Source organism: Streptomyces glomeratus, from assembly GCF_021462825.1.
Lineage (GTDB): Bacteria > Actinomycetota > Actinomycetes > Streptomycetales > Streptomycetaceae > Streptomyces > Streptomyces glomeratus.
On sequence record NZ_JAKEEB010000002.1, the window covers coordinates 327,996 to 353,382 of the forward strand.

Consider the following 25,387-nt stretch of genomic DNA (forward strand, 5'->3'; position numbering starts at 1 on the left):
GACGATCAGTCGATCGGGGCGTATGCAGTTTGCGCCCAACGGCCTGTCCCGGTGGGCGGGGTCAGAGCGGCGGCTGTGCCGGAGCCGGGCCCAGGGTCGTGGTGCCCGGGGCGGTGCGGTGGCCGAGGCCCGTGCGGTAGGCGTCCAGGGCCGCCTCCATCCGGCCGGTGCGCCGCAGCAGATCGCCCAGCAGCCGGCACAGGTCCGCCAGGTCACCCGCCGCGCCCGCCCGCTCCAGCAGGCTGAGCGCCCTGACGTAGTGCTCCTCCGCGGTCTCCGTATCCCTGGCGTCCTCGGCGATGATGCCGAGGAGGCGGTGCGCGGCCGCCGAGTGCACCGCGCCCCGCTCGGGGCCGATGTCGCCGAGGACGCCGTGCAGCAGCTCCGCGGCCTCCTCGGACTTCCCGCGCCGGTGCAGCACGTCCGCGAGCTCCACCGCGACCTGGCTGCTGTAGAGGGCGGCCCGCTTCTCGGCGAGGGTGGCGAGCGCCTCGCGCAACTCGTCCTCCGCTCGCCTCAGTTCGCCGTTCTGGGCGTGGAGATAGCCGCGCATCCAGTGGCATTTGGCCAGCTCGGTGCGGATCTGCAACTGCCGGTACAGCTCGGCCGCCTTGGCGAGGTTGGTGTCCGCCTCGGCGACGCGTCCCTCCGCGAGGAGCGTGCGGGCGACCGAGCGGTGCATACGGGCCACCAGCGCGGGATCCCGCACCTGGGGCGCGAGTGCCAGCGCGTACTCGGCCGCCTGGGCCGCCCTCACCTGGGCGCCCATGTCCATGTACGGGCCGATGGCGCTCGCGTAGAGCAGCAGCAGAGCGTCCGGATCGTGCAGTCCGGAGCGGTTCAGCTCGTCGAGGGTGGACTCCAGCAGATAGCAGGCGTAGCGGAGTTCACCCGCGAGGTAGTGGGAGACGGCGCGCCCGCGCAGCGCCGGGGCCCGGCTTGGCAGCGGGGCGTCGGCCAGGCACCTCTCGGCCCGCTCGAAGTACTGCCGGCCCGTCGCGAGGTCGCCCAGCTCCAGGGCGCACTCGCCGAGCCCGAGCAGCGCGGCGGCCTGCTCGGCCTCCAGCGCGTGGGCCTCCGCCTCGGCCAGCAGCGCGCCGTACTGGTCGGCCGCGACCTCGGCCTCCCCCGTGGCGAGGGTGCGCTGGGCGTCGGTCAGCCGGAGCCGCAGCGCGGTGGCGAGATGGGCCGGACGGCCGGTCACCAGTTCCTCGTACGCGATGCCGAGCCGCTCGGCGATGTGCCGCAGCGCCTCGTCGGAGGGGCGGACCCGGCCGGCCTCCAGGGTGGAGATGTAGGCGGGCGTGTAAGCGGGTTCGGCCAACTGCCGCTGGGTCAGTCCCCGTTCGCGCCGGAGCTGCTGCACCCTGCGCCCGATGGTCTCCGGGTCGTCCCGCTTCACCATGCGATCAATCATGCCAGTAAGCACAGTTGAGGAGGCCGGTTTCTGACTTTTCGTCAACAAGGGGGGCTTCCGTCGTGCCCGCCGAGCCCCTAGGTTGGGAACCACGTTAAACGTGCTTAATACGTCGCTGTAATTGCGAGGTCGGTTGCCGTGCCCGGACGCCCTTCCGTGCTCCATGGACGCATATCCGCGCGTTACGTCAGAGGATTCGGCGCAGCCGTCGTCGCCGTGGCCGCCCTGGTCACCGCGGCCAACGCGGGCCCTGCGCGGGCCGCCCAGCCGGAGCCGGTCCGGCACGTCCACGGCGTCTCCCCTCAGGACCTCTCCGCGCGGGACGGGTCCACCCGATAGCCGGGTCGCCCGGCGGCGCGCCCCATACCCTGGCCCCGTGACCTCTCCCGCCGCCCGCACCGCGCTGGACCTCACCGCCGACCTGCCCGTGGCCGACCTGGAGGACTGCTACCGGGACCTGCACCGCCACCCGGAGCTGTCCCTGGGCGAGCACCGGACCGCGGGAAGGCTCGCGGAGCGGCTGCGCACGGCCGGGTACGAGACCACCGAGGGCGTCGGCGGCACCGGTGTCGTCGGGGTGCTGCGCAACGGCGACGGGCCCACCGTCCTGCTCCGCGCCGACCTGGACGCCCTGCCGGTCGCCGAGGAGACGGGCCTGCCGTACGCCTCCGAGGTGCCGGGCGTGATGCACGCCTGCGGGCACGATCTGCACGTCACCTGGCTGGCGGGCGCGGCGGGTGCGCTGGCCGCCGGGCGCGACACATGGTCGGGCACGCTGCTGGTGGTGGGCCAGCCCGCCGAGGAGACCGGCGAGGGCGCGCGGGCGATGGTCGCGGACGGGCTGTACGAGCGCTTCCCGCGCCCCGGCGTCCTGCTCGCCCAGCACGCGGCACCGGGCCCGGCCGGGCTCTACGCGCACCGCCCGGGGCTGATCCTGTCGGCCTCGACGGACGTGGACATCGTCGTGCACGGCCGGGGCGGCCACGGCTCGCGCCCGGAGTCGACCGTGGACCCCGTGGTGACGGCCGCGTACCTCGTCACCCGGCTGCAGACCGTCGTCGGCCGGGAGATCGCGCCGCGCGACTCCGCGGTGCTGACGGTGGGCCGGATCGAGGCGGGCACCCGGCACAACATCATCCCGTCGACGGCGCACATCGCGCTGAACCTGCGCACACAGTCGGCCGACGTGCGCGACCGGATGATCGCAGCGGTTCGGCGGATCGCGGCGGGCGAGTGCCTGGCCGCGGGCTGCCCGCGCGAACCGGAGGTGACCGTCGGCGCGGACTTCCCGGTCACGGTCAACGACGCCGCCGCCCACCGTCGCGTGGCCACCGCGCACGAGGAGGTGTTCGGTGCCGCCACGGTCTTCGACCCGGGCCCGGCGATGGGCAGCGAGGACTTCCCGCACCTCGCGGCGGACGGGACACCGTACGCCTACTGGTTCGTCACGAGCACCCCTGCCGACGTCTGGGAGGCGGCACCGGGCGCGGACCTCATGGAGAAGTTCGCGGAGGTCCCGAGCAACCACAGCCCCCGCTTCGCACCCGACCTGTCCACACTCGTCCCCGGCATCCGGGCGCTGGTGACGGGGGCGGTGGCCCACTTGTCCCTGGCGTGACCCAGTCGTGTGGACCCTGTCTGGTCCGCACGCACCGACGCCCCACGAGGGCGTGTCCCCGCCCCGTCACGGCTGGGTCTGAAGCCCGCCCTGAAGACGGCGGAGGTGCGTGTACACGTGGTTCAGGGCGCCCTCGCGGCTCCCCGGGACCCGTTCCCGCAACCGGGCGAGGCCCGGGCCCAGTTCGCGCGCCCGGGCCCTGTCCGTCATGCGGCCCCACTGGTGGTGGGCACGGTCGGCGGCCGCCTCCACCGCCGGGTCCCCGGGGGCCTGCCCGGCGGCGAGGCGGGCGGCGGCGACCGCCAGCCAGGTCTCACAGCTGCGGCCGGGGTCGCCCGCGAGCATCGCGAGATCTGCCCGGACCTCCATCCAGTGCAGTACCTCCGGGGAACCGGCACCGTGCTCCCGCAGCGCGGCCTGCTCCCACCCCGCGGCGAGCGCATCGGCCTCCGCGTGCCTGCCCTCCTGCACGGCGGCCGTGAGCGCGGCGTGCGGGTCCGGGGGCGACGACGGGACGGCGGCCCGGGGCCCTCGGGCGGGCGGGAGCACGACGACGGGCTGGGGGGCCTGCGGCACACCGGCGGCCTGCGGCACACCGGCGGGCTGGGGCACACCCGCAGGCTGCGGCGGCGCGGGGACGGGCGGGACTCCGGTGCTCCGAGGGACGTCGGCGGTGTGGCCGGGGGGCGCGGGGTGCGCGGCGTGGGCGCCGGCCGGGACGTACCCGGCGGGAGGGGTGCGCCAAGGCCGATGAGGCAGCGAGGAGTTGACGGCCGGTGCCAGGATGACGTCTCCCGCCGCGTCCGTCGGTGCGCCCGTCTCGGCGAGCGCCCGGGCGAGGGCCTGGTGGTGGAGGGTCTCGGGGTCCGGGCGGTGGCCGCTGCGCAGGATCGTCGCCACGGTCTTCATGTACGCGGGAACCGCCAGCGCACGGCGCGGGGGCGGCGGGGCGACACGGCCGTAGAGGAGAACGGACGGACCGCAGTCCAGGGGCCGGGTGCGCAACTGCTGCCAGGTCTCGGCATCGGCGTGCAGATCCGCGAACACCGTCGTCGCGCCGGGCGGCCGCAGACGCAGCTCCTCGCGGATCCAGTGCCAGGGGAAGCCGGTGTAGCGCACGGTCGCCGGGGTGGTACGGGCCAGCGCCAGGTGGGGCAGCCGCTCGCGGCGGTCGAGCTGGAGCTGTCCGGTGAGGAAGACCGTCAGCGGGCCGGGCGCGGCCGCGGCGGCCCGCAGCCGGGTGAGGACCGCCTGCGGCTCCAGCGGGTCGGCGAGTTCGACCACGTTGGCCGTGTCCGTGCCGGACAGCACCGGGGGTGCGACGGCCGCGAGCACCGGGAGCACGGAGGCCGCGTCCACCAGGCACCCCCGGCCCGCCGGCGAGGCCGCGAGCAACAGCACGGTTCCGGGCATCGTTCCCTCCCCGATCGATCACGTACGGCAGCACGGTAACCGCTGCGCCTGCAAAGCTGCGACGAAGGACGGACAAACGCCGGTTGCCCGGCCCGTGTTGTGCGGCAGGGGGGTGAGGCGGCGGCTCACCGGCCGCCGGGCGGATGCGGTCGTCGTACCGCGAAGATCGTCGTGTCGTCGGCGAGGCGGCCCCCGCAGTGGCGCAGCGTGCCATCGCGGACGAGGCGCACCAGACGGCCGGGCTCGGCGGCACGGGGGTCCTCGGCCACCGCACGCGCCACCCGGTCGCCCAGCGGGAAGAAGCGCCCGTTGGTGTCCCGCGCCTCCGACACCCCGTCCGTGACCAGCAGCAGCGTCTCGCCGGGGGCGAGCGGTACACGCAGCGGGCCCTGGTGGCCGGAGGCGGCGAGGTCGCCGAGACCCAGCGGCAAGCGCCCGCCGGGCGGCAGCCGCCGTACCTCGCCGGGCCTGACCACCAGCGGCGGCTCGTGCCCGAAGTTGATGTACTCCATGTGCCCGGGGTCGGCCGGCGGGAAGCCGATCAGCAGGGCGGTCGCGAAGCGATCGCTCTCGTCCCGGCCGATGGCCGCGCCGTAGCGGACGTGCCGCCGCATCCCGGTCTCCAGCCGGTCGGCGACCTTGCCGAGACACGGCTCGTGGTAGGCCGCCTCGCGGAAGGTGCCGAGCAGCGCCGACGCGGCCGCGACCGCGCCGAGCCCCTTGCCCTGGACGTCACCGATCAGGACGCGGGTGCCCCGGGGGCCCGGCTGGATGTCGTAGAAGTCGCCGCCGACACGGGCCACGCTGTCGGCGGCGAGGTACACCGCCGCGTGGTCGAGGCCGCCCCAGCCGGCCGGCAGCGGGCGCAGCACCGTGCGCCGGGTGGCCTCGGCGATGTCCTGCATGTGCAGCATGCGCCGCTCCCCGCGCAGCCGCACCGCACAGGCCAGCACGGCCATCAGGCCGCCCAGGACGACGAGGATGAAGTCGGGCAAACCGCTCTGGAACTGGTGCGGCCAGCCGTTGTCCTCCAGCTTGTAGGTGAGGACGGCGAGTACCGCGACGGCGACCGTGCCCCGCAGCCCGCAGATCGCGGCCGCGACACCGGGCACCAGCACGACCCAGGAGATCGTCCGGAAATTGCCGCTGGTGGCCCAGTCGAAGGCGACGACGCCGAGGAGCAGCACCAGCGGCGGTATCCAGGCGACACTGCGCCCGCGCACGCGCAGCAGCTGCGACCGCACGCTCAGGGCATCGGCCCCCGTGGGCTGCGGAAGCCGCTCCCGGAGAAACTCCACAGGGCCGCCGGGGCCGCCGGGACCGATGGCTTCGGGAGCGGGCGCCCCGTCGTGGGATGGTCGCCTGGTGGGCACCGCACCGCCCTTCCGCCTCGTCCTTCAGTACGCGACCGACATGCGGGCGCGCACATGGGCGCCCCGCTCCAGTTCGTCGACGAACGCGACCGCGTAGTCCTCGGCGCTGATCCGGCTGGCGCCGTACGCGTCGGTGAGCAGCTGGTCACCGCCCACCCGGTAATGGCCGGTGCGCTCGCCGGGCGCGATCTCGGCGGGGGGCGAGATATACGTCCAGTCCACGTCGTCGACGGTGCGGAAGTACTCCAGGGCCGAGCGGTGGGCGAGCGCCTCGGGCCGGACCGCCTCGGGGAAGCCGGGCCGGTCGCAGAGTTCCTCGCCGGGGGCGACCTCCAGGCTGCCCGCGCCGCCCACCACGACGAGCCGTCGCACCTTGGCATCCCTTACCCCCTGCACGAGGGCGCGGTTCAGGGAGAGGAACGGTTCCTCGGGATCCGAGCCGTCCCGCGGCGGTGCGCACGCGCTGGCCACCACGTCCGCCCCGGCCGACAGCGAGGCCGCCTTCACGGGATCGGAGGCATCCGCCGCGGCGGCGGTCACCCCCGGCACGGGCGACTGGCCGGAGCGGCTCACTGCCGTGACCCGGTGGCCGCGCTGCGTCGCCTCCGCTGCGATCCGGCTGCCCACCATGCCCGTGGCGCCGAACAGCACGATCCTCATGAGCCCCAGCGAAACACGGTGCGGGAACCCACGCATCCCGACTTGCCGCCCGCCCTGGCCCGGTGTGCCCTGGAGTACGGGGCGAGGAGAGAGGAGTGCTCCCATGGTTCACGCGACACCCGCGTCAGGGACTCCGCGCACGCCTGCCACCCCATCCGGCGGGCCGGTCATGCGGTACCGCCCGCCCGACCTCTTCGACCGGCGCACACACGCGGTGGGGAGGCTGGCGGTGCCCGTCGCCCTCGGGCTCCTCTACGGCTACTGGGCCGCCGCCATCCGCCGTGACGCCGGTCCCATCACCGGCTGGAACCTTCTGTTCGGCTTCGTGAGCGCGATCGTGTTCGCGGCGGTGTGCATGGGGCTGTTCACCGTGGCTCCCCGGCTGCGGCGCGAGATGCACGCGCTGCTGTGGGCGGTGTTCGCGGGCATCGCGTTCGGCTTCCTGTACAGCCAGACGGGCGAGACCGTGCTGCTCTCGACCGGCCTCGCACTCGCGGTCGCCGTGGCCGTGTTCGCGTTCAACTTCTACCGCTACTACACGCACGAGGACGCGGCGGGCCGCAGAATCGCCTGACCTCCGGCGAGCCGCGCCTCCGGCAGGCGCTGGTTGGCGCGGTTGACGGGAACTCGCGCGGTTGACGGCAGCTCGCACGGTGGTCGGCAGCTCGCGCGGTGGTCGGTGGCCCGCACGGCTGTCCGCGTTCGGCGTTCGGCGGTCGGCGTTCGGCGTTCGGCGTTCGGCGCACGAGACCCCGGTGTGATGGCCCACGCTCGCTGGGCGCCGGGGCCTCGTGCGTCTCCCTCACTCACCCGCCACCCGGGCCGTCGATCCGATCCGGTCCCGGGCGCCGGTCGAGGAGCCCTGGAAACGGGAGAGGACACGGCGGGCCGACCCACAGACTTCTCCCCATCGAAGGCCGTCCGTTCCTCTCCCTCTCCACCAGGTAACACCCGTTCGGGCGAACGCTCCACCGGAGAGCGCCCGGCCCGGACGACGCCCCGCCCCCACCGCTCACCCATCGGCTTGTCATATCCACCCATTTGCAGGCATATCGCTCGCGCAGTGCGCGGAGGCACGGTTCGCTGGTGGCGTGTCCCAACGTGTCCGGAGCCTTCTCTCCGCCGTGCTGGTCGGGCTCGCGTGCCTGCTCGTACCGCTCGGCGCGCTCGCCATGTGGGCGAAGTACGGCATCCAGGACAGCGCCCGCTACGCCGCCACCACCGCCCCGCTCGCCTCCGACGCCCAGGTGCAGGACGCCATCGCCAGCGCCGTCACCGACGGCATCATGCGCGAAGTGCACGTCGGCCCGCCCCTGGAGGGATCCGTACAGGCCTTCGTCCACGAGGCGGTCCGCTCGTTCACCGCCACCGAGGCCTTCCGCAGCGCCTGGGACACCGCGAACCTCAGCGCCCACGACGCCGTGATGCGCGCCCTGCGCGAGGACGACGACAGCCCCGTGATCCTCGACCTCGCCCCCGCCACCGAGCGCATGAAGCGGCAACTCGCCGATGACCACGTGCCGTTCGCGGGCCGCATCCCGGTGGCCCACACGGAGATCACCCTGCTGCAGTCCAAGGACCTGACGAAGCTCCGGAAGGGGTTCCACGTGCTCGAAGTCGCCGGTTTCTGGCTTCCAGTCGCCTCGGCCTGCTTCGCCCTGACCGGCATCCTCGTCTCCGTCTCGCGCCGCCGGGCCGTCCTCGCCACCGGCCTCGGCACCGCCCTGGGCGCCGCGCTGCTGGCCGTGGCTATCGCGGTGGGCCGCCGGATGACGCTGGCGGACCTCCCGCCGGGCGTCTCGCATCCGGCGGCCGGAGCGGTCTACGACGCCCTCACCGAAACGCTTCGCCTGGTCTCCTGGGTGTTGATGGGCGTCGGCCTCGCGGTCGCCCTGGGCGCCTGGCTCACGGGCCTGTACGTGCGACGTCGGCGAGCGTCCGCAGCGCCCGCGCCAGTTCCGGCAGAGGAGCCGACGCAAGTCCGAGCCTGACGCAGTGCGCGGCGGCGCCCTCCGCCCCCGGCCCACCGGCCGCGAAGACGGGCCCCGGTGTCACCGCGATGCCCCGCTCGGCCGCGGCCGCCGCGAACGCCTCCGCACGCCAGGGCCGGGGCAGCCGCCACCAGGCGAAGTACGCCCGGGGATCGGACCGTACGCCGAGGCCGCCGAGGTGCTCGGCGACCAGCCGCTGCCGCGCCGCCGCGTCCGCCCGCTTGGCCTCCACCAGCCGCGCCACGACGCCGTCCTCGATCCACCGGACCGCCGCCTCCAGCGCGAACCGCCCCGCCGTCCACCCGCCCGACCGCAGTGCTCCGGCCGCCTCCTCGCCGTGCCCCTCGGGCACCACGAGGAACCCGACGGTGAGCCCCGGAGCGACCCGCTTGGACAGTCCGTCCACGACGTAGGTGCGTTCCGGCGCGTATGCGGCGAGCGGCACACCGCCCTCCGCCCCGCACAGGAACGCCCAGATGCGGTCCTCGACGACCGGCAGTCGCAGCGCGTTCGCGGTGGCGGCCAGTCGGCGTCTGCGTTCCTGCCCCGTGGTCATCGATGTCGGATGATGCAGCGTCGGCTGCACATAGACCGCGGACAGGGGAGTGGAGCGGTGCGCGGCCGCCAGGGCGTCCGGGCGCAGGCCCTGCTCGTCCGTGGCGAGCGGCACCAGGACGATACCCAGACGCGCCGCGACCTCCTTGACCAGCGGATACGTCAGCCGCTCCACCCCGACGCGGCCCCCGGGCCGTACCAGGGCGGCGAGGGCTCCCGCGACGGCCTGACGTGCGTCGCCCGCGAACAGCAGCCGGTCCGGGGCCGGGTGCCAGCCGGCCGTGGCCAGGAGCCCCGCGGCGGCCTGGCGGGCGGCGGGCGTGCCCGCGGCCGGGGCCGTGCGGGTCGCCTCCGTGAGGACGTCGGGCCGCAGCAGCGGCGCGATCCCGGCCGCCAGCAGCTCCGACTGACCCGGCGCGGGCGGGTGGTCGACGTCCGGGCCGACGGGCGCCCGCGTCACCGGTTCGGCGAGCGCCCGGCCCGGCGGCAACGGGGAGGCCCGTACGAAGGTTCCCCGCCCGACCTCGCCCACCACGAGCCCACGCCGCGCGAGTTCGCCGTACACCCGCCCCGCCGTGGACGCCGCGATGCCGCGGCGCCGTGCGAACAGCCGTTGCGGCGGCAGCCGTTGGCCCTGCTTCAGCCGGCCCGCGGTGATGTCCGCGGCGATCCGGTCGGCGATGCTCCGGTAGTCCTCCACCATCCCCCCTGCGATTGCACTGAGGGCAATGACCTTATTGCGCCGTGTAGTTGACGGCCCAGGGCCCCCTGACCACCCGCTCCCCGCCTGCGACGACCGGGGCCCCGACGGCGGCTGCGGCCCGCTGCCACCCGTCCCGGTCCACGGTCCCCCGGCTGCACGAGGCGGGCCCCGTGGCGCACCGGGTTCCCCGTACCCGGCGGGTCATCGCGAAAAGGGACGCCGCCACCCGTTCGGCCTAGACCACCCTGCGCACCCCCGCCGCCGGGGCGAACCTGCGGGTGAAGCCCCGAGGTCCCGAGGAGGCGACCCCCCATGGTCCAGCACGCACGCGGCACCACCACCCCACACCCGAAGCACACGGCCTGGGCCACCGGCGGCACGGCGTTCGCCGGTGTCCTGATGCTGGTCAGCGGCATCCTGGGCGTGCTGAACGGCATCGCGGGCATCGCCACGAACGACGTCTACGCCCGTGTCGGCAACTATGTGTACGGGTTCAGCCTCACCGCCTGGGGCTGGATCCACGTGGTCATCGGTGCTCTCGTCGCGGTCACGGGCTGGGGTGTGCTCCAGGGCAGGGACTGGGCGCGCGCGGTCGGCGTGGGCCTGGCGGCCCTGTACATGGTCGAGTACTTCATGTTCCTGCCGTACGCCCCGGTCTGGTCGTTCATCGCCATCGCGATCGGGGCCTTCGTGATCTGGTCCCTGGTCACGGCGAGCCGCACGGAACAGACTCCGGGGCCCTCCCGGAGGTAACCGCGAGACCCTGTGACGGCTGCTCCGGCTCCACCCGTCCCGCACGGGCGCCGAGCGGGTAATCCGGCGGATTCCTCCCCCTCGCCCCCGCCCTTGCGGGAGGATTCCGGCATCCAGCCCATCGAGGGGAAGGCGGCCGGTCCGTGGAGACTGCGACCGTGGAGTCGACCGGGCCGGACCGCACCGGGCGCCGGCCCCGCAGGCGGGCCGCCGGCACCTGGTGTGCCGGGGTGCTGCTCGCCGGGGTCAGTGTCGTCGTCGGCTGCCGTGCCGCGGACACCGACGCCGTCACTCCGGTGCCCCAACTGCTCGCCTTCCTGCCCTGGCTGCTCGCCCCCGCCGCGCTCGCCCTCCTCCTAGCCCTGCTCGTCCGCTGGCGCACCGGACTGGTCTGGGGCGTTGCCGTACTCGCCGCCCTCGCCTGGCTCACGGAGCCCTACGGCGGCGGCGGACAGCCCACCGGCGCCGCGCTCGCCGGGTTCCGGGTGCTCACCTCCAATGTGGAGTTCGGGCGCGGCACCGCCTCCCTGGTGCCGGCCATCCGACGGGAGCATCCCGACGTGGTGTTCGTGGAGGAGTGCGAGTACCGCTGCTCCGCCCTCCTGGAGCGCGCCTTCGGCGGCACGGACGGCCGCTATCCCTACCGCCGGGCCGTCGACGGCGCCGGCTCCGACGGATCGGTCATCCTCAGCCGGTTCCCGCTGACGGTCGCCCCCGGCGTGCCCGGCACCATGGGGATGCCCGGCGCGGTCGCCGACGTCCACGGCCACCGCGTGCGCCTCCAACTCGCCCACCCCATGCCCCCGCTGCCCGGGCAGCTCTCCGTCTGGCGCCGCGAACTGGGCGAGTTGCGTGCCTATGCGGCGGACGGCGGCGACGCCCCCACGATCCTCGCGGGGGACTTCAACGCCTCCCAGGACCACGCCGCCTTCCGCCGCATCCTCGCCACCGGCCTGCGCGACGGCGCCCGCCTCGCCGACGAGGCCCGTACGCCTTCCTGGCCCGCGCGGACCGCACCGCTGGTCGGCGCCCAGATCGACCACGTCCTGCTCTCCCGGGACTTCTCCGCGCGCTCCGCGCACTTTCTCGCCCTCGCGGACACCGACCACCGGGCCCTGGTCCTCGACGTCACCCTCCACCGGCACACCTAGGAACCGGGGCCGCCCCGGGCCCCGTGGGCGCCCCTCCCCGCGCCGCACACCACCCCCACCCCGGCCACTTTACCCTTCCTATACTCTCCCTATAGCATCCCTTGATGCCGGCGTAAGGCCAGGCGTATGGACGCGCGAGAGCGGGGCAGACGGGTGAACTGGTCGGTGAACCGGGCCCGGGTGTACGGCGTTTGGGGCGCAAGGAGGGATACCGGAGGAGATCATGGTTCCGGGGGCCGGGCGCCGGGCGGGTAACGGCGAGATCGCGGTATTGACAACGGTGGATCCGATGGCCGGACCCTGCCCAAGATCGGCGTCTTCGGCGGCTAACCTTACGTGTCCGTCCTGGCCAGGGATTGACGGGCATCAACTCACGCGAAGGGTTGCGCACATGGGCATTCTCACTCTCCTGCGGAATGCGTTCGGCCGCTCACGCAAGGGTCGCACCGCCGAGGGGGAGCCCTCGCGGGAGACGGCGGCGGCCTCGGAAACCGCGGCGGTCGCCACGGACACCGCCGAGCCGCCGGCGTCGGCGGAGGTCCCCGCTCAGCAGTCGGGCCGGGACGACGATCACGATCTGGTGTCGGCGGCGTTCGACAACGTGACGGTACCGAGGCAGGCGAGCCCGAAGGAGGAAGCCGCCCCCACGGCCGAGCAGAAGCCGGAACGGTCGGCTGCGGAGGACAAGCCCGAGCCGGTCGCGGAGGACAAGCCCCAGCCGGAGGTCGCAGCCCAGCCGGAACCGGTCGCGGAGGGGAAGCCCGAGCCGGAGACCGCAACCGAAGCCGAGCCGACGGCCGACAAGGAGCCCGAGCCCGAGGCTACGGCCGAGCCCCAGCCGGTCGCGGAGGAGAAGCCCCAGCCGCAGACCGCAACCGAAGCCGAGCCGACGGCCGACAAGGAGCCCGAGCCCGAGGCTACGGCCGAGCCCCAGCCGGAGCACGCGCCGGAGGCCGAGCCGGCGGCAGAGGCCGAGCCGGCGGAGGAGGAGAAGCCCGAGGGTGCGAAGCCCGAAGGCGAGGCTGTCACCGAGGTGACCACCGAGACCGCGGAGCCGGAGGCTGCCGCGGAGCCGGAAGCTACCCATGAGCCGGAAGCTGCCGCGGAGCCCCAGCCGGCCGCGGAAGTGGAACCGGAGGCCGCCCCGGAACCGGAGGCCGCCCCGCAGCCGAAGGCCGCGGACCCCGAGGCCGAGACCGAGGCGCCCGCCGAGGTCACGTCGGAGGCGGAGCCGACGGCCACGGACCCCGCGCCCGCGAAGGAATCCGAGCCCAGGCCGGAAGCGGTCGCCGAGACCACCCCCGAGCCCGTCGCCGAGACGGTCCCCGAGCCGAGCCCCGAGCCCGTCGCCGAGACGGTCCCCGAGCCCGTCGCCGAGACCACCCCCGAGCCGAGCCCGGAGCCCGAGGCCGCCGAGGAGCCGGAGGCGGCGACCACCGCCCCCGCCCCCGAGCCGGTCGCCGCCGCCGACGACGCGGCCGAGGCCCCGGCGGACACCGACGGCGCAGCCGATGCGAAGCCCGCTCTGAGCCTCGCTCGCGTGAAGTCCCGCGCCCCCGGTCTCGTCACCGCCTACAAGGCCGCCGCCACCGTCCTCGACACGCACGGCCTCACCGGCACCCGGGCCAAGGTCTACCTCGTGCTGGACCGTTCCGCCTCCATGCGCCCGTACTACAAGGACGGCTCCGCGCAGGCGCTCGGCGAGCAGGCCCTCGCCCTCGCCGCCCACCTCGACCCCGAGGCCACGGTGCACGTGGTCTTCTTCTCCACCGAGCTGGACGGCACCGGAGAGCTGACCCTCGCGGAGTACGAGAACAAGGTCGACGACCTCCACGCGGGCCTCGGCCGCATGGGCCGTACGAGCTACCACGCGGCGGTGGAGGCCGTCACGGGCCACCACGACAAGTCAGCGGACCCCGCCCTCCCCGCCCTGGTGATCTTCCAGACGGACGGCGCCCCGGACGCGAAGACCCCCGCCACCCAGTCCCTCACGGACGCCGCGAAGAGCCACCCCGCCGTCTTCTTCTCCTTCATCGCGTTCGGCGACCCGGAGAACAAGGCCTTCGACTACCTCCGCAAGCTCAAGACGGACAACACGGCCCATTTCCTGGCCGGCGAGACCCCGCGCGAACTCACGGACACGGAGGTCTACGAGGGCGTACTGGCGAACTGGCGCCCGTAAGAGTCCGGCATCCCTGCCGCACGGCAACCGCGGCAACCGACGCCGCCCGCTTCTCACCCCGCAAAACGAGAAGCGGGCGGCGTACCCATGTCGGCTACGATTTCAAGGTTCGTAGACGATGACAGACGGTCCGGAAACCGACGATCATCACCCCACGTAGCGACTTGGGAGCAGCCCGCGATGGCTCGACACCTCATCACCAGCGCCCTTCCGTACATCAACGGGATCAAGCACCTGGGCAACATGGTGGGGTCCATGCTCCCGGCGGACGTGTACTCCCGTTATCTGCGCCAGCGCGGCCACGACGTCCTCTTCATCTGCGCGACCGACGAGCACGGCACCCCTGCCGAGCTGGCGGCCAAGGAGCTGGGCCTGCCGGTCGACGAGTTCTGCGCCGAGGCGCACGACGCGCAGAAGGCGGTGTACGACGGTTTCAACCTGGCGTTCGACTACTTCGGCCGCAGCTCGTCCCCGCAGAACCGCGAGATCACGCAGGAGATCGCCCGCGAGCTCAAGGCGAACGGGTTCATCGAGGAGCGGGCCATCCGCCAGGTGTACTCGAACGCCGACGGCCGCTTCCTGCCCGACCGGTACATCATCGGCACCTGCCCGCACTGCGGATACGACAAGGCCCGCGGCGACCAGTGCGAGAACTGCACCCGCGTCCTCGACCCCACGGACCTGATCGACCCGCGCTCGGCCATCAGCGGCAGCAGCGACCTCGAGGTCCGCGAGACCAAGCACCTCTTCCTCCTCCAGTCCGCGCTGGCCGGAGAGGTCGAGGCATGGGTCGACGAGCGCGCCGACAACTGGCCGGTGCTGGCCTCCTCGATCGCCCGCAAGTGGCTCACCGAGGGCCTGCACGACCGTGCCATCACCCGTGACCTGGACTGGGGTGTCCCCGTCCCGGCCGACACCTGGCCCGAACTGGCCGCCGAGGGCAAGGTCTTCTACGTCTGGTTCGACGCCCCGATCGAGTACATCGGCGCGACGAAGGAGTGGGCGGACCAGGACCCGGAGAACCGGGACTGGCGTTCGTGGTGGTGGGAGTCGGAGGCCGACGTCCGCTACACCCAGTTCATGGGCAAGGACAACGTGCCCTTCCACAGCGTGATGTTCCCGGCGACCCTGCTGGGCACCCGCTCGCCGTGGAAGAAGGTCGACGTCATCAAGGCCTTCAACTGGCTCAACTACTACGGCGGCAAGTTCTCCACCTCGCAGAAGCGCGGTGTCTTCACGCACGACGCGCTGGAGATCCTGCCCGCCGACTACTGGCGTTACTTCATGATGGCGAACGCGCCGGAGTCGGACGACACGTCCTTCACCTGGGAGCACTTCACGGCCACGGTGAACAAGGACCTCGCGGACACCCTGGGCAACTTCGTCAACCGGGTGCTGTCCTTCTCCCGCAAGCGCTTCGGCGACGCGGTACCGGAGGGCGGCGAGCCGGGCGAGGCGGAGGCGCGGCTCGGTGAGGAGATCGCACGCCTCCTCGCGGAGTACGAGGAGCACATGGAGGCCATCCAGTTCCGCAAGGCGGCGGCCGCGCTGCGCGCCCTGTGGTCGGCCGGCAACTCCTATCTGGAGGAGAAGGCCCCCTGGCTGGAGATCAAGACCAACAAGGAGGGGGCGGCCCTCACCCTGCGCACGGCGATGAACCTGATCCACCTCTACGCGGTGGTCTCGGAACCGTTCATCCCGACGTCCTCGGCGGCCATGCGCGCGGCCTTCGACCTGAAGGACGACACGGCCACGTGGGTGACGCAGGAGAAGGCGAAGTCCCTCACCACGGTCGCGGCCGGCACGCCCTTCACGGTTCCCCCGGTGCTGTTCGCGAAGCTGACGGACGACGACCTGACCGGGTACAAGGAGCGCTTCGGCGGCGAGTCGGAGTAACTCGACGCAAGGAGCACCGCCCGCACACGGCACAGGCCCGGGAAGCGTCCGGCTTCCCGGGCCCCGGCGCCGCTACAGGTCCTCGAGCCCTCCGACGGGCGCGACGGTCTCCCCGCTCCTCGGGCATGTCCAGACGGCCTCGTCCCGTACCACCGTCGCGGTCAGCGGATGCGCGTCCGGGTGCGCCGGGCAGTGCGGCCAGACCGCCGGGACGCCCTCGGTGCACAGAGCCCCCACCTCCCAGTCCTGCACCTGGTCCGCGAGGTAGGCCGGACGCTCCGCCGGGGTGTCACCGGGACCTCCGCTCACCCCCTCGGCGTCGATCACCTCCGGCTTCAGGACCAGGGGGACGCCGGTCGTGCGTCACCGGCCTGCGGCGCGTCGGATTGCCGTGAAGCCCGGGTCCCGCGGCAGACGCGAAAGTGGCCCGGAACCGATCACCGGTCCCGAGCCACCGTACCCGCGGCGCTCACCGCACCGCGCGGCCCCGCTCCTACTTCGGCTGCGGCTTCCGCACCGACAGGTGCAGCTCCCTCAGCCGCTCCTCCGGCAGCTCCGTCGGCGCGCCCATCATCAGGTCCTGCGCGTTGCCGTTGAGCGGGAACGCGATGGTCTCGCGGATGTTCGGCTCGTCGGCCAGCAGCATCACGATGCGGTCGACACCCGGCGCGATACCGCCGTGCGGCGGGGCGCCGAAGCGGAACGCGCGGAGCATTCCGGCGAACTGCTCCTCGACGGTCTCACGGTCGTAGCCCGCGATCTCGAAGGCCTTGAGCATGATCTCCGGCTCGTGGTTCCGGATGGCGCCGGAGGACAGCTCGACACCGTTGCAGACGATGTCGTACTGCCAGCCCAGGATGTCCAGCGGGTCCTGGGTCTCAAGCGCCTCCAGGCCGCCCTGCGGCATCGAGAACGGGTTGTGCGAGAAGTCGATCTTGCCGGTCTCCTCGTCCTTCTCGTACATCGGGAAGTCGACGATCCAGCAGAAGCGGAAGACGCCCTCCTCGAAGTGGCCGGCCCGCTTGGCGGCCTCCACCCGCACCGCGCCCATGATCTTCGAGACCTCGTCGAACTCGCCGGCCCCGAAGAAGACGGCGTGCCCGGCGGCCAGCTGGAGCCGCTTCGTCAGCTCCGCGACGTTCTCCTCGGTCAGGAACTTCGCGATTGGGCCGGTCAGCGAACCGTCCTCGGTGACGCGCACCCAGGCCAGGCCCTTGGCGCCCAGCGAGACGGCGTACTCACCGAGCTGGTCGAAGAACTTCCGGGGCTGGTCCTGCACGGCCGGCACCGGCAGTGCACGCACGTGCCTGCCCGCGAAGGCCTTGAACTCCGAGCCCTCGAAGACATCGGTGATGTCGACGAGCTCCAGCTTGGCGCGCAGGTCCGGCTTGTCGGAGCCGTACTTGAGCATCGCCTCGCGGAACGGGATCCGCGGGAAGGGCGAGGTGACGTGACGGCCTCGGCCGAACTCCTCGAAGATCTCGGTCATGAGCTTCTCGATCGGCTGGAAGACGTCCTCCTGCTCGACGAAGCTCATCTCGACGTCGAGCTGGTAGAACTCGCCCGGCGAGCGGTCCGCGCGGGCGTCCTCGTCACGGAAGCAGGGCGCGATCTGGAAGTAGCGGTCGAAGCCGGAGATCATCAGCAGCTGCTTGAACTGCTGCGGCGCCTGCGGCAGCGCGTAGAACTTGCCCGGGTTCAGACGGGAGGGGACGACGAAGTCGCGGGCGCCCTCGGGAGAGGTGGCGCTGAGGATCGGGGTCGCCATCTCGTTGAAGCCCATCGCCGCCATCTTGTGGCGGATGGCCGAGATCACCGAGGTACGCAGCAGGATGTTGCGGTGCATGCGCTCGCGGCGCAGGTCCAGGAAGCGGTACTCCAGTCGCCGCTCCTCGTTCACCCCGTCCTCGGTGTTGATCGTGAAGGGGAGCGGGGCCGCGGCGCCCAGCACCTCGACCTCGCCGACCTCGATCTCGATCTCGCCGGTCGGCAGGTCCGGGTTCACGTTCTCCGTGCCGCGGGAGACGACCGTGCCGTCGACACGGACGACCGTCTCCTTGGAGAGCTTGTCGAGCGCCTCGTACGCGGGCGTGCCGGGGCGGGCGACGAGCTGCGTGATGCCGTAGTGGTCGCGCAGATCGATGAAGAGGATGCCGCCCAGGTCGCGCCGATTGTGCAGCCAGCCGCTCAGCCGGACGTCGCTGCCGACGTCAGAGGCGCGGAGCTCGCCGCAGGTGTGGGACCTGTACCGATGCATCGTCGTTCATCCAGTCTTCGCGGGTCGGGTCTTCCCGGGGTCGCTCGCCCCGGCGCCTCCGGGCGGCCAGCGGCCCGGACCTACCAAGGGTACCGGCCGCCCCGACATCGCCTCTCCCTCATTAGGGGCGACGCTCCGCGAAGACGTCCGTGAGGGCCCTGTCACCTTCGGTGGCACCCTTCGATCGGCTCTTCCCGCAGCGGGGCGATGGGCGCTGGTGAGCCCCGCCCGCCGCGCGGGGGCGTCCTGGCCGCCGTAGCGACCGGCCTGCGTCACGCGCCCGGTTGCTCCCCCCGGCCGTCCGGTCCCGGGCGTGCCGATCCCGGTTCGTCCCCGGGACCGTACCGCGTCCGCAGCTCGTGGCCGACACCGAACGCCGCCGCGGTCAGCGGCACCGCCAGCAGCATCCCGAGGATCCCGGCGACCGACGCCCCCGCGGTGAGCGCGAGCAGCACCGCGGCCGGATGCATCCTCACGGTCCGGCTCTGCACCACCGGTTGCAGCACGTGCCCGTCCAGCACCTGCACCGCGACGACGACACCGAGCGCCCACAGGGCGATGACCAGCCCGCGGTCCGCGAGGGCGACCAGGACCGCGACCGCGCCCGAGAGAAAGGCGCCGAGGTAGGGGATGTAGGCGCCGACGAAGACGAGCGCGCCCAGCCCGATCGCCCCCGGCACGCGCAGGACCGGCAGTCCGACGGTGGTCAGTGTCGCGTCGATGAGCGCGATGACGGTGGTGCCGCGCATGAACCCCTCGACGGCCGCGAAGGCGCGCCGCGCCACGGCCTCGATGGTGTCGGCGGTGCCGCGCGGGGCGAGCGAGCGCAGCTGGTGCGCCACGCGGTGGGAGTCGCGCAGGAAGAAGAAGACGAGCAGCAGGGCCAGTACGGCCATGGCGATGTACTCGGCGACGACGCTGACCCCGCTGATCACATTGGAGGCGGCGGTGCCCGCGAACTTGGAGAACAGGCCTTTGGAGCTGGTGGCCAGGTCGTCCAGTGAGGTGCCGGCCGCCCCGAAGTACGTCGTGACCGACTTCGCGGCCCGCTTGAGCGAGGACAGGATCTGGTCGCCGGTGTCGACGAGCGCGCTGACGACGATGTACACGGCCCCGCCGACCACGGTCACCACGGCGACGCAGGTGATACCGGCCGCGAGCGACCGGTGCACACCGGCCCGCACGAGCCACCGGTGCAGCGGCCCGAGCAGCGCGGTGCCGAGCAGCGCGAGCAGCACGGGCACGACGGCCGTACGGAACTGCCCGCACAGCCGGATCACGATCCAGACGACCCCGGCGACCAGCAGGACGGCGGCACACCACGCGGCGAGCCGGCGTACGGGGTCGGGAAGGAGCTGCATCCTCCCAGCCGATCACGCGAAGGGCGGGCTGTCCTGTGTGGACAGCCCGCCCGGGTGACGCGGTATCGGACCGGACAGCGGTGCGGAGCGGCTGGTCAGGCCCCCTGCGGACCGCTCTCGCTCATCCCGTGCACCGCCGGGATGGTGCCGAGACGCCCCTTCTGGAAGTCCTCGAAGGCCTGCTGCAGCTCCTCGCGGGTGTTCATCACGAACGGGCCGTAGTGCGCCATGGGCTCACGGATCGGCTGTCCGCCCAGCAGGATGACCTCGAGGTCGGGCGTGTGGGAGTCCTGCTTCTCGTCGGCGCGGACGGTGATCGAGGAGCCCGCGCCGAACACGGCGGTCTGGCCGAGGCGGATCGGGCGGCGCTCGGTACCGACGCTGCCGCGGCCCGCCAGGACGTACGCGAGGCCGTTGAAGTCCTCGCGCCAGGGCAGGGTGACCTCGGCGCCCGGTGCCACGGTGGCGTGGATCAGGGTGATCGGCGTGTGCGTGACGCCGGGGCCCTGGTGGCCGTCCAGCTCACCGGCGATGACGCGGATCAGCGCGCCGCCGTCGGGGGTCGTCAGCAGCTGGACCTGGCCGCCGCGGATGTCCTGGTAGCGCGGGGCCATCATCTTGTCCTTGGCGGGCAGGTTGACCCAGAGCTGGATGCCGTGGAACAGGCCGCCGGACACGACGAGCGACTCCGGGGGAGCCTCGATGTGCAGGAGGCCCGAGCCCGCGGTCATCCACTGGGTGTCGCCGTTGGTGATGGTGCCGCCACCACCGTGGGAGTCCTGGTGGTCGAAGACGCCGTCGATGATGTAGGTGACGGTTTCGAAGCCACGATGGGGGTGCCAGGGCGTGCCCTTGGGCTCGCCCGGCGCGTACTCCACCTCGCCCATCTGATCCATCATGATGAACGGGTCGAGGTGGCGGTAGTGGATCCCGGCGAACGCCCGGCGGACCGGGAAGCCCTCGCCCTCGAAGCCGCTGGGCGCGGTCGTGACACCGAGCACGGGACGGGACACCGCGTCGGCCGACGCGACCACGCGGGGCAGGGTCAGCGGGTTCTCTACGGTCACTGCAGGCATGTCGGTACCTCCTTGTACTCACACTTTAGTTGACCGTTGAACTTTCTGCCACCCCCGAACGCAGAAAGCCCGGAGGGCGTTCCCTCCGGGCTTCCGTCGCCGCGTGAGTGTGTCAGCAGCTTCGGCCGCTTCAGTTGCTGAAGTACAGGTACTTCCAGGCCCCGTACGTCGTGGAGTTCACACTGTCACCGGACGATCCGTTGACGTACACCGACCGCATCCGCGCCCTGATCCCGGACTCGCCGGGCGCCTCCAGACGCACGGCCGACTTGCCGTTCGCGCCGACCGCGAAGTACTGGGAGTCGGCCGAGTACCACCGGCCCTGGTAGTAGACCTGCAGGTCGAAGCGCTGCCGGCGACCCGGGTAGTACGTCATGCTCGTGGTGAGCAGCGGGTCGGTGTTCTTGTGGAACCAGTAGTACGACGTCGAGCCGATTCTGGCCGTCTTGTAGTGCCCGGAGACGGCCGTGGAGACCCTGACCCGGGCGTACGCCGTGACCTTCGCCGTCCTCGGCTTGTACCGGGAGTCGCCCGCGAAGACCGCGGTCACGGCCGTGTCGCGGGTCATGTCCAGGGTCACGGACAGGTTGCCGCTGCTGTTGACGGTGCCGGACTTCACCAGCTTTTTCGGCTTGTCCGATCCGAAGGGGTCCGCGTAGATCTCGACCTTGCGGTTCTTGTACGTCGTGCCGAGGTGCGCCGTGAACTTCACATCGGCGCCGTAGTCGTACAGCTTGCCGTCGTTGTTCACGGTCAGCGCCGTCGTGGCGCGGGAGACCTCGACCTTGTCAAAGGCGCCGGCCGGCGTGTGCTCGGCGTCGCCCGCGTAGCCGACCTTGTACGTGACCGTGCCGCCGGCCGGCGGGGTGTCCGTGAAGGAGTAGGTGCCGTCCGCCTGCACCGTGACGGCCGGGAGCGCCCTGCCGCCGGGGCTGTCCAGGTCGATGCGGGTGACCGCGAGCTTCGCGCCCGCCGGGAGCGGCACGCTCGCCGTGATCCTGCCCTTGACCGTGAGCCGCTTGGCGCGGGTCGCGGAGGCGGGCGCATCGACTCTGAGGGTCGGCACGCTGAGCGTCGGGCCGGCGAACGCCTTGAGGGTGTAGGTGCCACCCGTACCGGCCAGGGCGAACAGCCGCGAGGAGTCGGGTGCCCAGGCCACCTCGCCGATGCCGGACGTCCCCACATCGAAGCGGCGCACCGGAGCGCCGGCGCCCGCCTTGTAGACGGACACATGACGGTCGTAGGCCTGGGCGATCAGACCACTCGGCGAGACATCGCCGGACCAGCCCGTCTCCGTGAGGCTCCCTGCCTCCGCGAAGGTCCCGTCGGCGTACGACAGCTTCCGGGAGCCGTTCAACAGCACCTGGGAGCCGCCGGGCACGAGGTCGACGTCGCCGAAGTACTGCCCGCCCTCGCTCTTGGCGACCACCTTCGGGGTGGTCCCGGAGACGTCGAGCACGTTCAGCGCGCCCGGGCTGTCGCCGCTGTCGGCGACGGACAGCAGACCGGGCACGGACGGATCGGCGTCGAGGATCGCCGCGTTGTAGTACGGGGCGACCGTGTCCGGGAGCTGTCCGAGGGCCACCGCGGCGGCCGTGTCGGTGGCGGCGGGGTCGATGGAACCCAGGTTGCCGTGGAACAGTCCGTCGTCACCCGTGATCCGGTACGAGAACCAGAGCCGGCCGCCCGCGAAGGCGACCTCGCGCGGGTCGGTGCCGGCACCGAGGCCGTAGCGGGTCTTGACCTCCAGGGTGGCCGCGTCCAGGGCCACGATCTCGTGGCTGGTCGGCAGGGACGCGTACAGGGTGAGGCCGTCGTCGGAGAGCGCGAGGTCGCCGGGGCGGCCGAAACCGACGTTCAGGTCGACCAGGGTGCCGTTGTAGTCGGTGGCCAGGATCCGCCCGTTGTCCTGGTCGGCGACGAAGACACGGTGCAGGGCCGCGTCCGCGAGGAGGCCGACCGGCTGGGTGAGAACGGCCGGCTCGGCCGAGGCGGAGCCCGCCGCGGCGACGCTCAGCGCGACCGAGCCGAAGAGCACCGCGAGCGCCGTCGCGGCCGAAGTGCTGCGCATGCGCACAGTGATGAAACCCCCACAAGAAATCCCGGGGTCGCCGGGAGATGAGAGCGCCGCGCGACACCCGGACGCGACCGCCGCGTGAGGGCGGTGCCGTGCGGGGCGCGGCTGCCGGGGGCAACTCTATGGCATGGCTGTGACAAGAGACGCGGGGATTGACGCGGGGATTTCCGGGGGGCGTTACCGGGGCAACGGGCCGCTCGGCCCGGTCAGCGGTGAGCCGCCAGGCCGTCGGCCCGTGGCCCGTGGGCCCGTGGGCCCGTCGGCCCGTCGGCCGTCAGTGCGGCAACAGCGTCCAGTCGTCCGCGAAGCGAGAGTGTCTAGCCGTACATCCGCCGCATCGCGAACTCCACCATCTGCTCGACCGCCTTCGCGTCGAACACCATCCGGTGCTCCCCCTCCATGTCGAGGACGAACCCGTACCCCGTCGGCAGCAGATCGATCACCTCGGCACCGGTGATCACGAAGTACTTCGACTCCTTGCCCGCGTACCGCCGCAGTTCCTTGAGCGAGGTGAACATCGGGATCACCGGCTGCTGGGTGTTGTGCAGCGCCAGGAACCCGGGGTTGTCACCGCGCGGGCAGTACACCTTGGACGTGGCGAAGATCTGCTGGAAGTCCTCGGCGGACATCGACCCCGTGGTGAACGCGCGGACCGCGTCCGCGAGCGACGGCGGCGACGGCTCGGGATACAGCGGAGGCTGCTGGCCGTATCCGCCGGGCATCTGCCCGCCCGGCATCTGCTGCCCGGGCATCTGCTGCTGCGGCGAGGCGTACTGCTGCTGCGCGCCCGCGTTCTGGTAGCCGTACATGCCCCAAAGAGTAGTGGGCCACATATGGGCCATGAGGGGTTGATTCTTATTACCGACGGGTAGCATCATCGGTGCTACTCGTCAGTACGCGAACCGGATGCGAGGAGACAGTGCCTCGCCGATCTCTCTACGGAGCCGTCGCCATGGGGCACTACAAGTCGAATCTCCGCGACATCGAGTTCAACCTCTTCGAGGTGCTCGGCCGCGACAAGCTGTACGGCACCGGCCCGTTCGCGGAGATGGACACGGACACCGCCAAGAGCGTCCTCGAAGAGCTGACCCGCCTCGCGGAGAACGAGCTGGCGGAGTCCTTCGCGGACGCCGACCGCAACCCACCGGTCTTCGACCCCGAGACGAACACCGCGCCCGTCCCCGAGTCCTTCAAGAAGAGCTACAAGGCCTTCATGGACTCCGAGTACTGGCGCCTCGGCCTGCCGGAGGAGATCGGCGGCACCACCGCGCCGCCGTCGCTGATCTGGGCGTACGCGGAGCTGATCCTCGGCTCGAACCCTGCCGTGTGGATGTACTCCTCCGGCCCGGCCTTCGCCGGGATCCTCTTCGACGAGGGCAACGAGGTCCAGAAGAAGATCGCTCGGATAGCCGTCGAGAAGACCTGGGGCTCCACCATGGTGCTCACCGAGCCGGACGCCGGCTCGGACGTCGGCGCCGGCCGCACCAAGGCGATCCAGCAGGAGGACGGCTCCTGGCACATCGAGGGTGTGAAGCGCTTCATCACCTCCGGTGAGCACGACATGGAGGAGAACATCCTCCACTACGTCCTCGCCCGTCCCGAGGGCGCCGGCCCCGGCACCAAGGGCCTGTCCCTCTTCCTCGTCCCGAAGTACCTCTTCGACTTCGAGACCGGCGAGCTGGGCGAGCGCAACGGCGTCTACGCCACCAACGTCGAGCACAAGATGGGCCTGAAGGCCTCCAACACCTGCGAGATGACCTTCGGCGACCGCCACCCCGCCAAGGGCTGGCTGATCGGCGACAAGCACGAGGGCATCCGCCAGATGTTCCGCATCATCGAGTTCGCCCGCATGATGGTCGGCACGAAGGCGATCTCCACCCTGTCCACCGGCTACCTGAACGCCCTGGAGTACGCCAAGGAGCGCGTCCAGGGTCCGGACCTGGCCAACTTCATGGACAAGACCGCGCCCAAGGTCACCATCACCCACCACCCCGACGTGCGCCGCTCGCTGATGACGCAGAAGGCGTACGCGGAGGGCATGCGCGCCCTCGTCCTCTACACCGCCTCCGTCCAGGACGCGATCGCGATCAAGGAGGCGAACGGCGAGGACGCCTCCACCGAGCACGCTCTGAACGACCTGCTCCTGCCGATCGTCAAGGGCTACGGCTCCGAGAAGGGCTACGAGCAGCTCGCCCAGTCGCTCCAGACCTTCGGCGGCTCCGGCTTCCTGCAGGAGTACCCGATCGAGCAGTACATCCGCGACGCCAAGATCGACACCCTCTACGAGGGCACGACCGCGATCCAGGGCCAGGACTTCTTCTTCCGGAAGATCGTCCGCAACCAGGGCGCCGCGCTGAACTCGCTCGCCGAGGACATCAAGAAGTTCCTGGCCATCGGCACCGGCGGCGAGGAGCTGGCCCCGGCGCGGGAGCACCTCGCCAAGGCGGCCGTCGAGCTGGAGGCCATCGTCGGCCTGATGCTCACCGACCTCGCGGCCACCGAGCAGGACGTCAAGAACATCTACAAGGTGGGCCTGAACACCAGCCGCCTGCTGCTGGCCTCCGGTGACGTGGTCGTCGGCTACCTGCTGCTGAAGGGTGCCGCGATCGCCGCCGAGAAGCTCCAGACGGCCTCCGCGAAGGACAAGGCGTTCTACACCGGCAAGATCGCGGCGGCGAAGTTCTTCGCGGCCAACGTCCTGCCGGGCGTGACCCTGGCCCGCAAGGTGGCCGAGGGCGTCGACCTGGACCTCATGGAGCTGGACGAGGCCGCGTTCTAGGACGCGGCCGGGCTGGGGACGCCGCTGCCCGCGGGGCCTGGCCGGGCCCTGTTCCGCCTGGTCGGCCCGGTCGGCGCTCTCCAACCTCCACATCCTCCTTACGAGGGCCCGCTCCCATCACCGGG

General features: G+C 72.2%; 20 protein-coding genes. 9 read left to right on the top strand and 11 right to left on the bottom strand.

Annotation, left to right across the window (positions count from 1 at the left end; all coding sequences use genetic code 11):
* Window positions 1–61: 61 nt before the first annotated feature.
* Window positions 62–1,405 (bottom strand): helix-turn-helix domain-containing protein, encoded by a 1,344-nt coding sequence (locus LZ604_RS03545; protein ID WP_234512633.1) that lies wholly within the window; start codon window positions 1,403–1,405, stop codon window positions 62–64.
* 150 nt (window positions 1,406–1,555) lie between these two features.
* On the opposite strand from LZ604_RS03545, the gene LZ604_RS03550 reads away from it, so the two are divergent.
* Window positions 1,556–1,756, top strand: coding sequence for a hypothetical protein (locus tag LZ604_RS03550; RefSeq protein WP_234512645.1), 201 nt, complete (start codon window positions 1,556–1,558; stop codon window positions 1,754–1,756).
* A gap of 37 nt (window positions 1,757–1,793) precedes the next feature.
* Entirely contained in the window at window positions 1,794–3,035 is a 1,242-nt protein-coding gene (locus LZ604_RS03555) for an amidohydrolase (RefSeq protein WP_234512523.1), read from the top strand.
* 66 nt (window positions 3,036–3,101) lie between these two features.
* Here LZ604_RS03555 and LZ604_RS03560 read toward each other — a convergent pair whose 3' ends face one another.
* From LZ604_RS03560 to LZ604_RS03570, 3 genes are all read right to left on the bottom strand, one after another.
* Window positions 3,102–4,448 carry a serine/threonine-protein kinase gene (locus LZ604_RS03560; RefSeq protein ID WP_234512525.1) on the bottom strand — a complete coding sequence of 449 codons (1,347 nt, stop codon included), beginning with the start codon at window positions 4,446–4,448 and terminating at the stop codon, window positions 3,102–3,104.
* Window positions 4,449–4,573: 125 nt separating this feature from the next.
* Window positions 4,574–5,692 carry a PP2C family protein-serine/threonine phosphatase gene (locus LZ604_RS03565; protein WP_308283558.1) on the bottom strand — a complete coding sequence of 373 codons (1,119 nt, stop codon included), beginning with the start codon at window positions 5,690–5,692 and terminating at the stop codon, window positions 4,574–4,576.
* Between the two features lie 153 nt (window positions 5,693–5,845).
* A complete protein-coding gene (locus LZ604_RS03570; protein ID WP_234512527.1) occupies window positions 5,846–6,481 on the bottom strand; it encodes an NAD(P)-dependent oxidoreductase in 636 nt (211 codons plus the stop codon).
* A gap of 103 nt (window positions 6,482–6,584) precedes the next feature.
* Here LZ604_RS03570 and LZ604_RS03575 point away from each other — a divergent pair, with 103 nt between their 5' ends.
* Together LZ604_RS03575 and LZ604_RS03580 are read left to right on the top strand one after the other, a co-directional pair.
* Window positions 6,585–7,055 carry a hypothetical protein gene (locus LZ604_RS03575; protein WP_234512529.1) on the top strand — a complete coding sequence of 157 codons (471 nt, stop codon included), beginning with the start codon at window positions 6,585–6,587 and terminating at the stop codon, window positions 7,053–7,055.
* A gap of 517 nt (window positions 7,056–7,572) precedes the next feature.
* The gene (locus LZ604_RS03580) at window positions 7,573–8,472 is read left to right on the top strand and encodes a hypothetical protein (RefSeq protein WP_234512532.1); all 900 of its coding nucleotides are present in this window, start codon (window positions 7,573–7,575) and stop codon (window positions 8,470–8,472) included.
* Here LZ604_RS03580 and LZ604_RS03585 read toward each other — a convergent pair.
* Window positions 8,387–9,727: an aminotransferase-like domain-containing protein gene (locus LZ604_RS03585; protein WP_234512636.1), complete on the bottom strand. Its 1,341-nt coding sequence runs from the start codon at window positions 9,725–9,727 to the stop codon at window positions 8,387–8,389. The genes LZ604_RS03580 and LZ604_RS03585 overlap by 86 nt on opposite strands.
* Window positions 9,728–10,042: 315 nt before the next feature.
* Here LZ604_RS03585 and LZ604_RS03590 point away from each other — a divergent pair, with 315 nt between their 5' ends.
* The 4 genes from LZ604_RS03590 (at window position 10,043) to metG (ending at window position 15,712) form a co-directional block, all read left to right on the top strand.
* Complete coding sequence (locus LZ604_RS03590; RefSeq protein WP_234512534.1) at window positions 10,043–10,483, top strand: DUF7144 family membrane protein; 441 nt, start codon at window positions 10,043–10,045, stop codon at window positions 10,481–10,483.
* A gap of 143 nt (window positions 10,484–10,626) precedes the next feature.
* A complete protein-coding gene (locus LZ604_RS03595; protein WP_372482083.1) occupies window positions 10,627–11,634 on the top strand; it encodes an endonuclease/exonuclease/phosphatase family protein in 1,008 nt (335 codons plus the stop codon).
* A 391-nt stretch (window positions 11,635–12,025) separates the two neighbouring features.
* Complete coding sequence (locus LZ604_RS03600) at window positions 12,026–13,816, top strand: VWA domain-containing protein (protein ID WP_234512536.1); 1,791 nt, start codon at window positions 12,026–12,028, stop codon at window positions 13,814–13,816.
* A gap of 180 nt (window positions 13,817–13,996) precedes the next feature.
* Window positions 13,997–15,712 carry a methionine--tRNA ligase gene (metG, locus tag LZ604_RS03605; RefSeq protein WP_234512538.1) on the top strand — a complete coding sequence of 572 codons (1,716 nt, stop codon included), beginning with the start codon at window positions 13,997–13,999 and terminating at the stop codon, window positions 15,710–15,712.
* A gap of 72 nt (window positions 15,713–15,784) precedes the next feature.
* Here the strand turns inward: metG and LZ604_RS03610 are convergent, their stop codons facing one another.
* From LZ604_RS03610 to LZ604_RS03635, 6 genes are all read right to left on the bottom strand, one after another.
* Window positions 15,785–16,039: a hypothetical protein gene (locus LZ604_RS03610; RefSeq protein ID WP_234512541.1), complete on the bottom strand. Its 255-nt coding sequence runs from the start codon at window positions 16,037–16,039 to the stop codon at window positions 15,785–15,787.
* 166 nt (window positions 16,040–16,205) lie between these two features.
* Window positions 16,206–17,969: an aspartate--tRNA ligase gene (aspS, locus tag LZ604_RS03615; protein WP_234512543.1), complete on the bottom strand. Its 1,764-nt coding sequence runs from the start codon at window positions 17,967–17,969 to the stop codon at window positions 16,206–16,208.
* A gap of 272 nt (window positions 17,970–18,241) precedes the next feature.
* Window positions 18,242–19,330 (bottom strand): AI-2E family transporter, encoded by a 1,089-nt coding sequence (locus LZ604_RS03620; RefSeq protein ID WP_234512545.1) that lies wholly within the window; start codon window positions 19,328–19,330, stop codon window positions 18,242–18,244.
* A gap of 95 nt (window positions 19,331–19,425) precedes the next feature.
* Window positions 19,426–20,406, bottom strand: a complete 981-nt coding sequence (locus LZ604_RS03625; protein WP_234512547.1) for a pirin family protein — start codon at window positions 20,404–20,406, stop codon at window positions 19,426–19,428.
* A gap of 130 nt (window positions 20,407–20,536) precedes the next feature.
* Complete coding sequence (locus LZ604_RS03630) at window positions 20,537–22,477, bottom strand: Ig-like domain repeat protein (RefSeq protein WP_234512549.1); 1,941 nt, start codon at window positions 22,475–22,477, stop codon at window positions 20,537–20,539.
* Window positions 22,478–22,800: 323 nt separating this feature from the next.
* Complete coding sequence (locus LZ604_RS03635; RefSeq protein ID WP_234512551.1) at window positions 22,801–23,292, bottom strand: SseB family protein; 492 nt, start codon at window positions 23,290–23,292, stop codon at window positions 22,801–22,803.
* Window positions 23,293–23,435: 143 nt separating this feature from the next.
* On the opposite strand from LZ604_RS03635, the gene LZ604_RS03640 reads away from it, so the two are divergent.
* Entirely contained in the window at window positions 23,436–25,262 is a 1,827-nt protein-coding gene (locus LZ604_RS03640; protein WP_234512638.1) for an acyl-CoA dehydrogenase, read from the top strand.
* The last annotated feature ends 125 nt before the right edge of the window (window positions 25,263–25,387 follow it).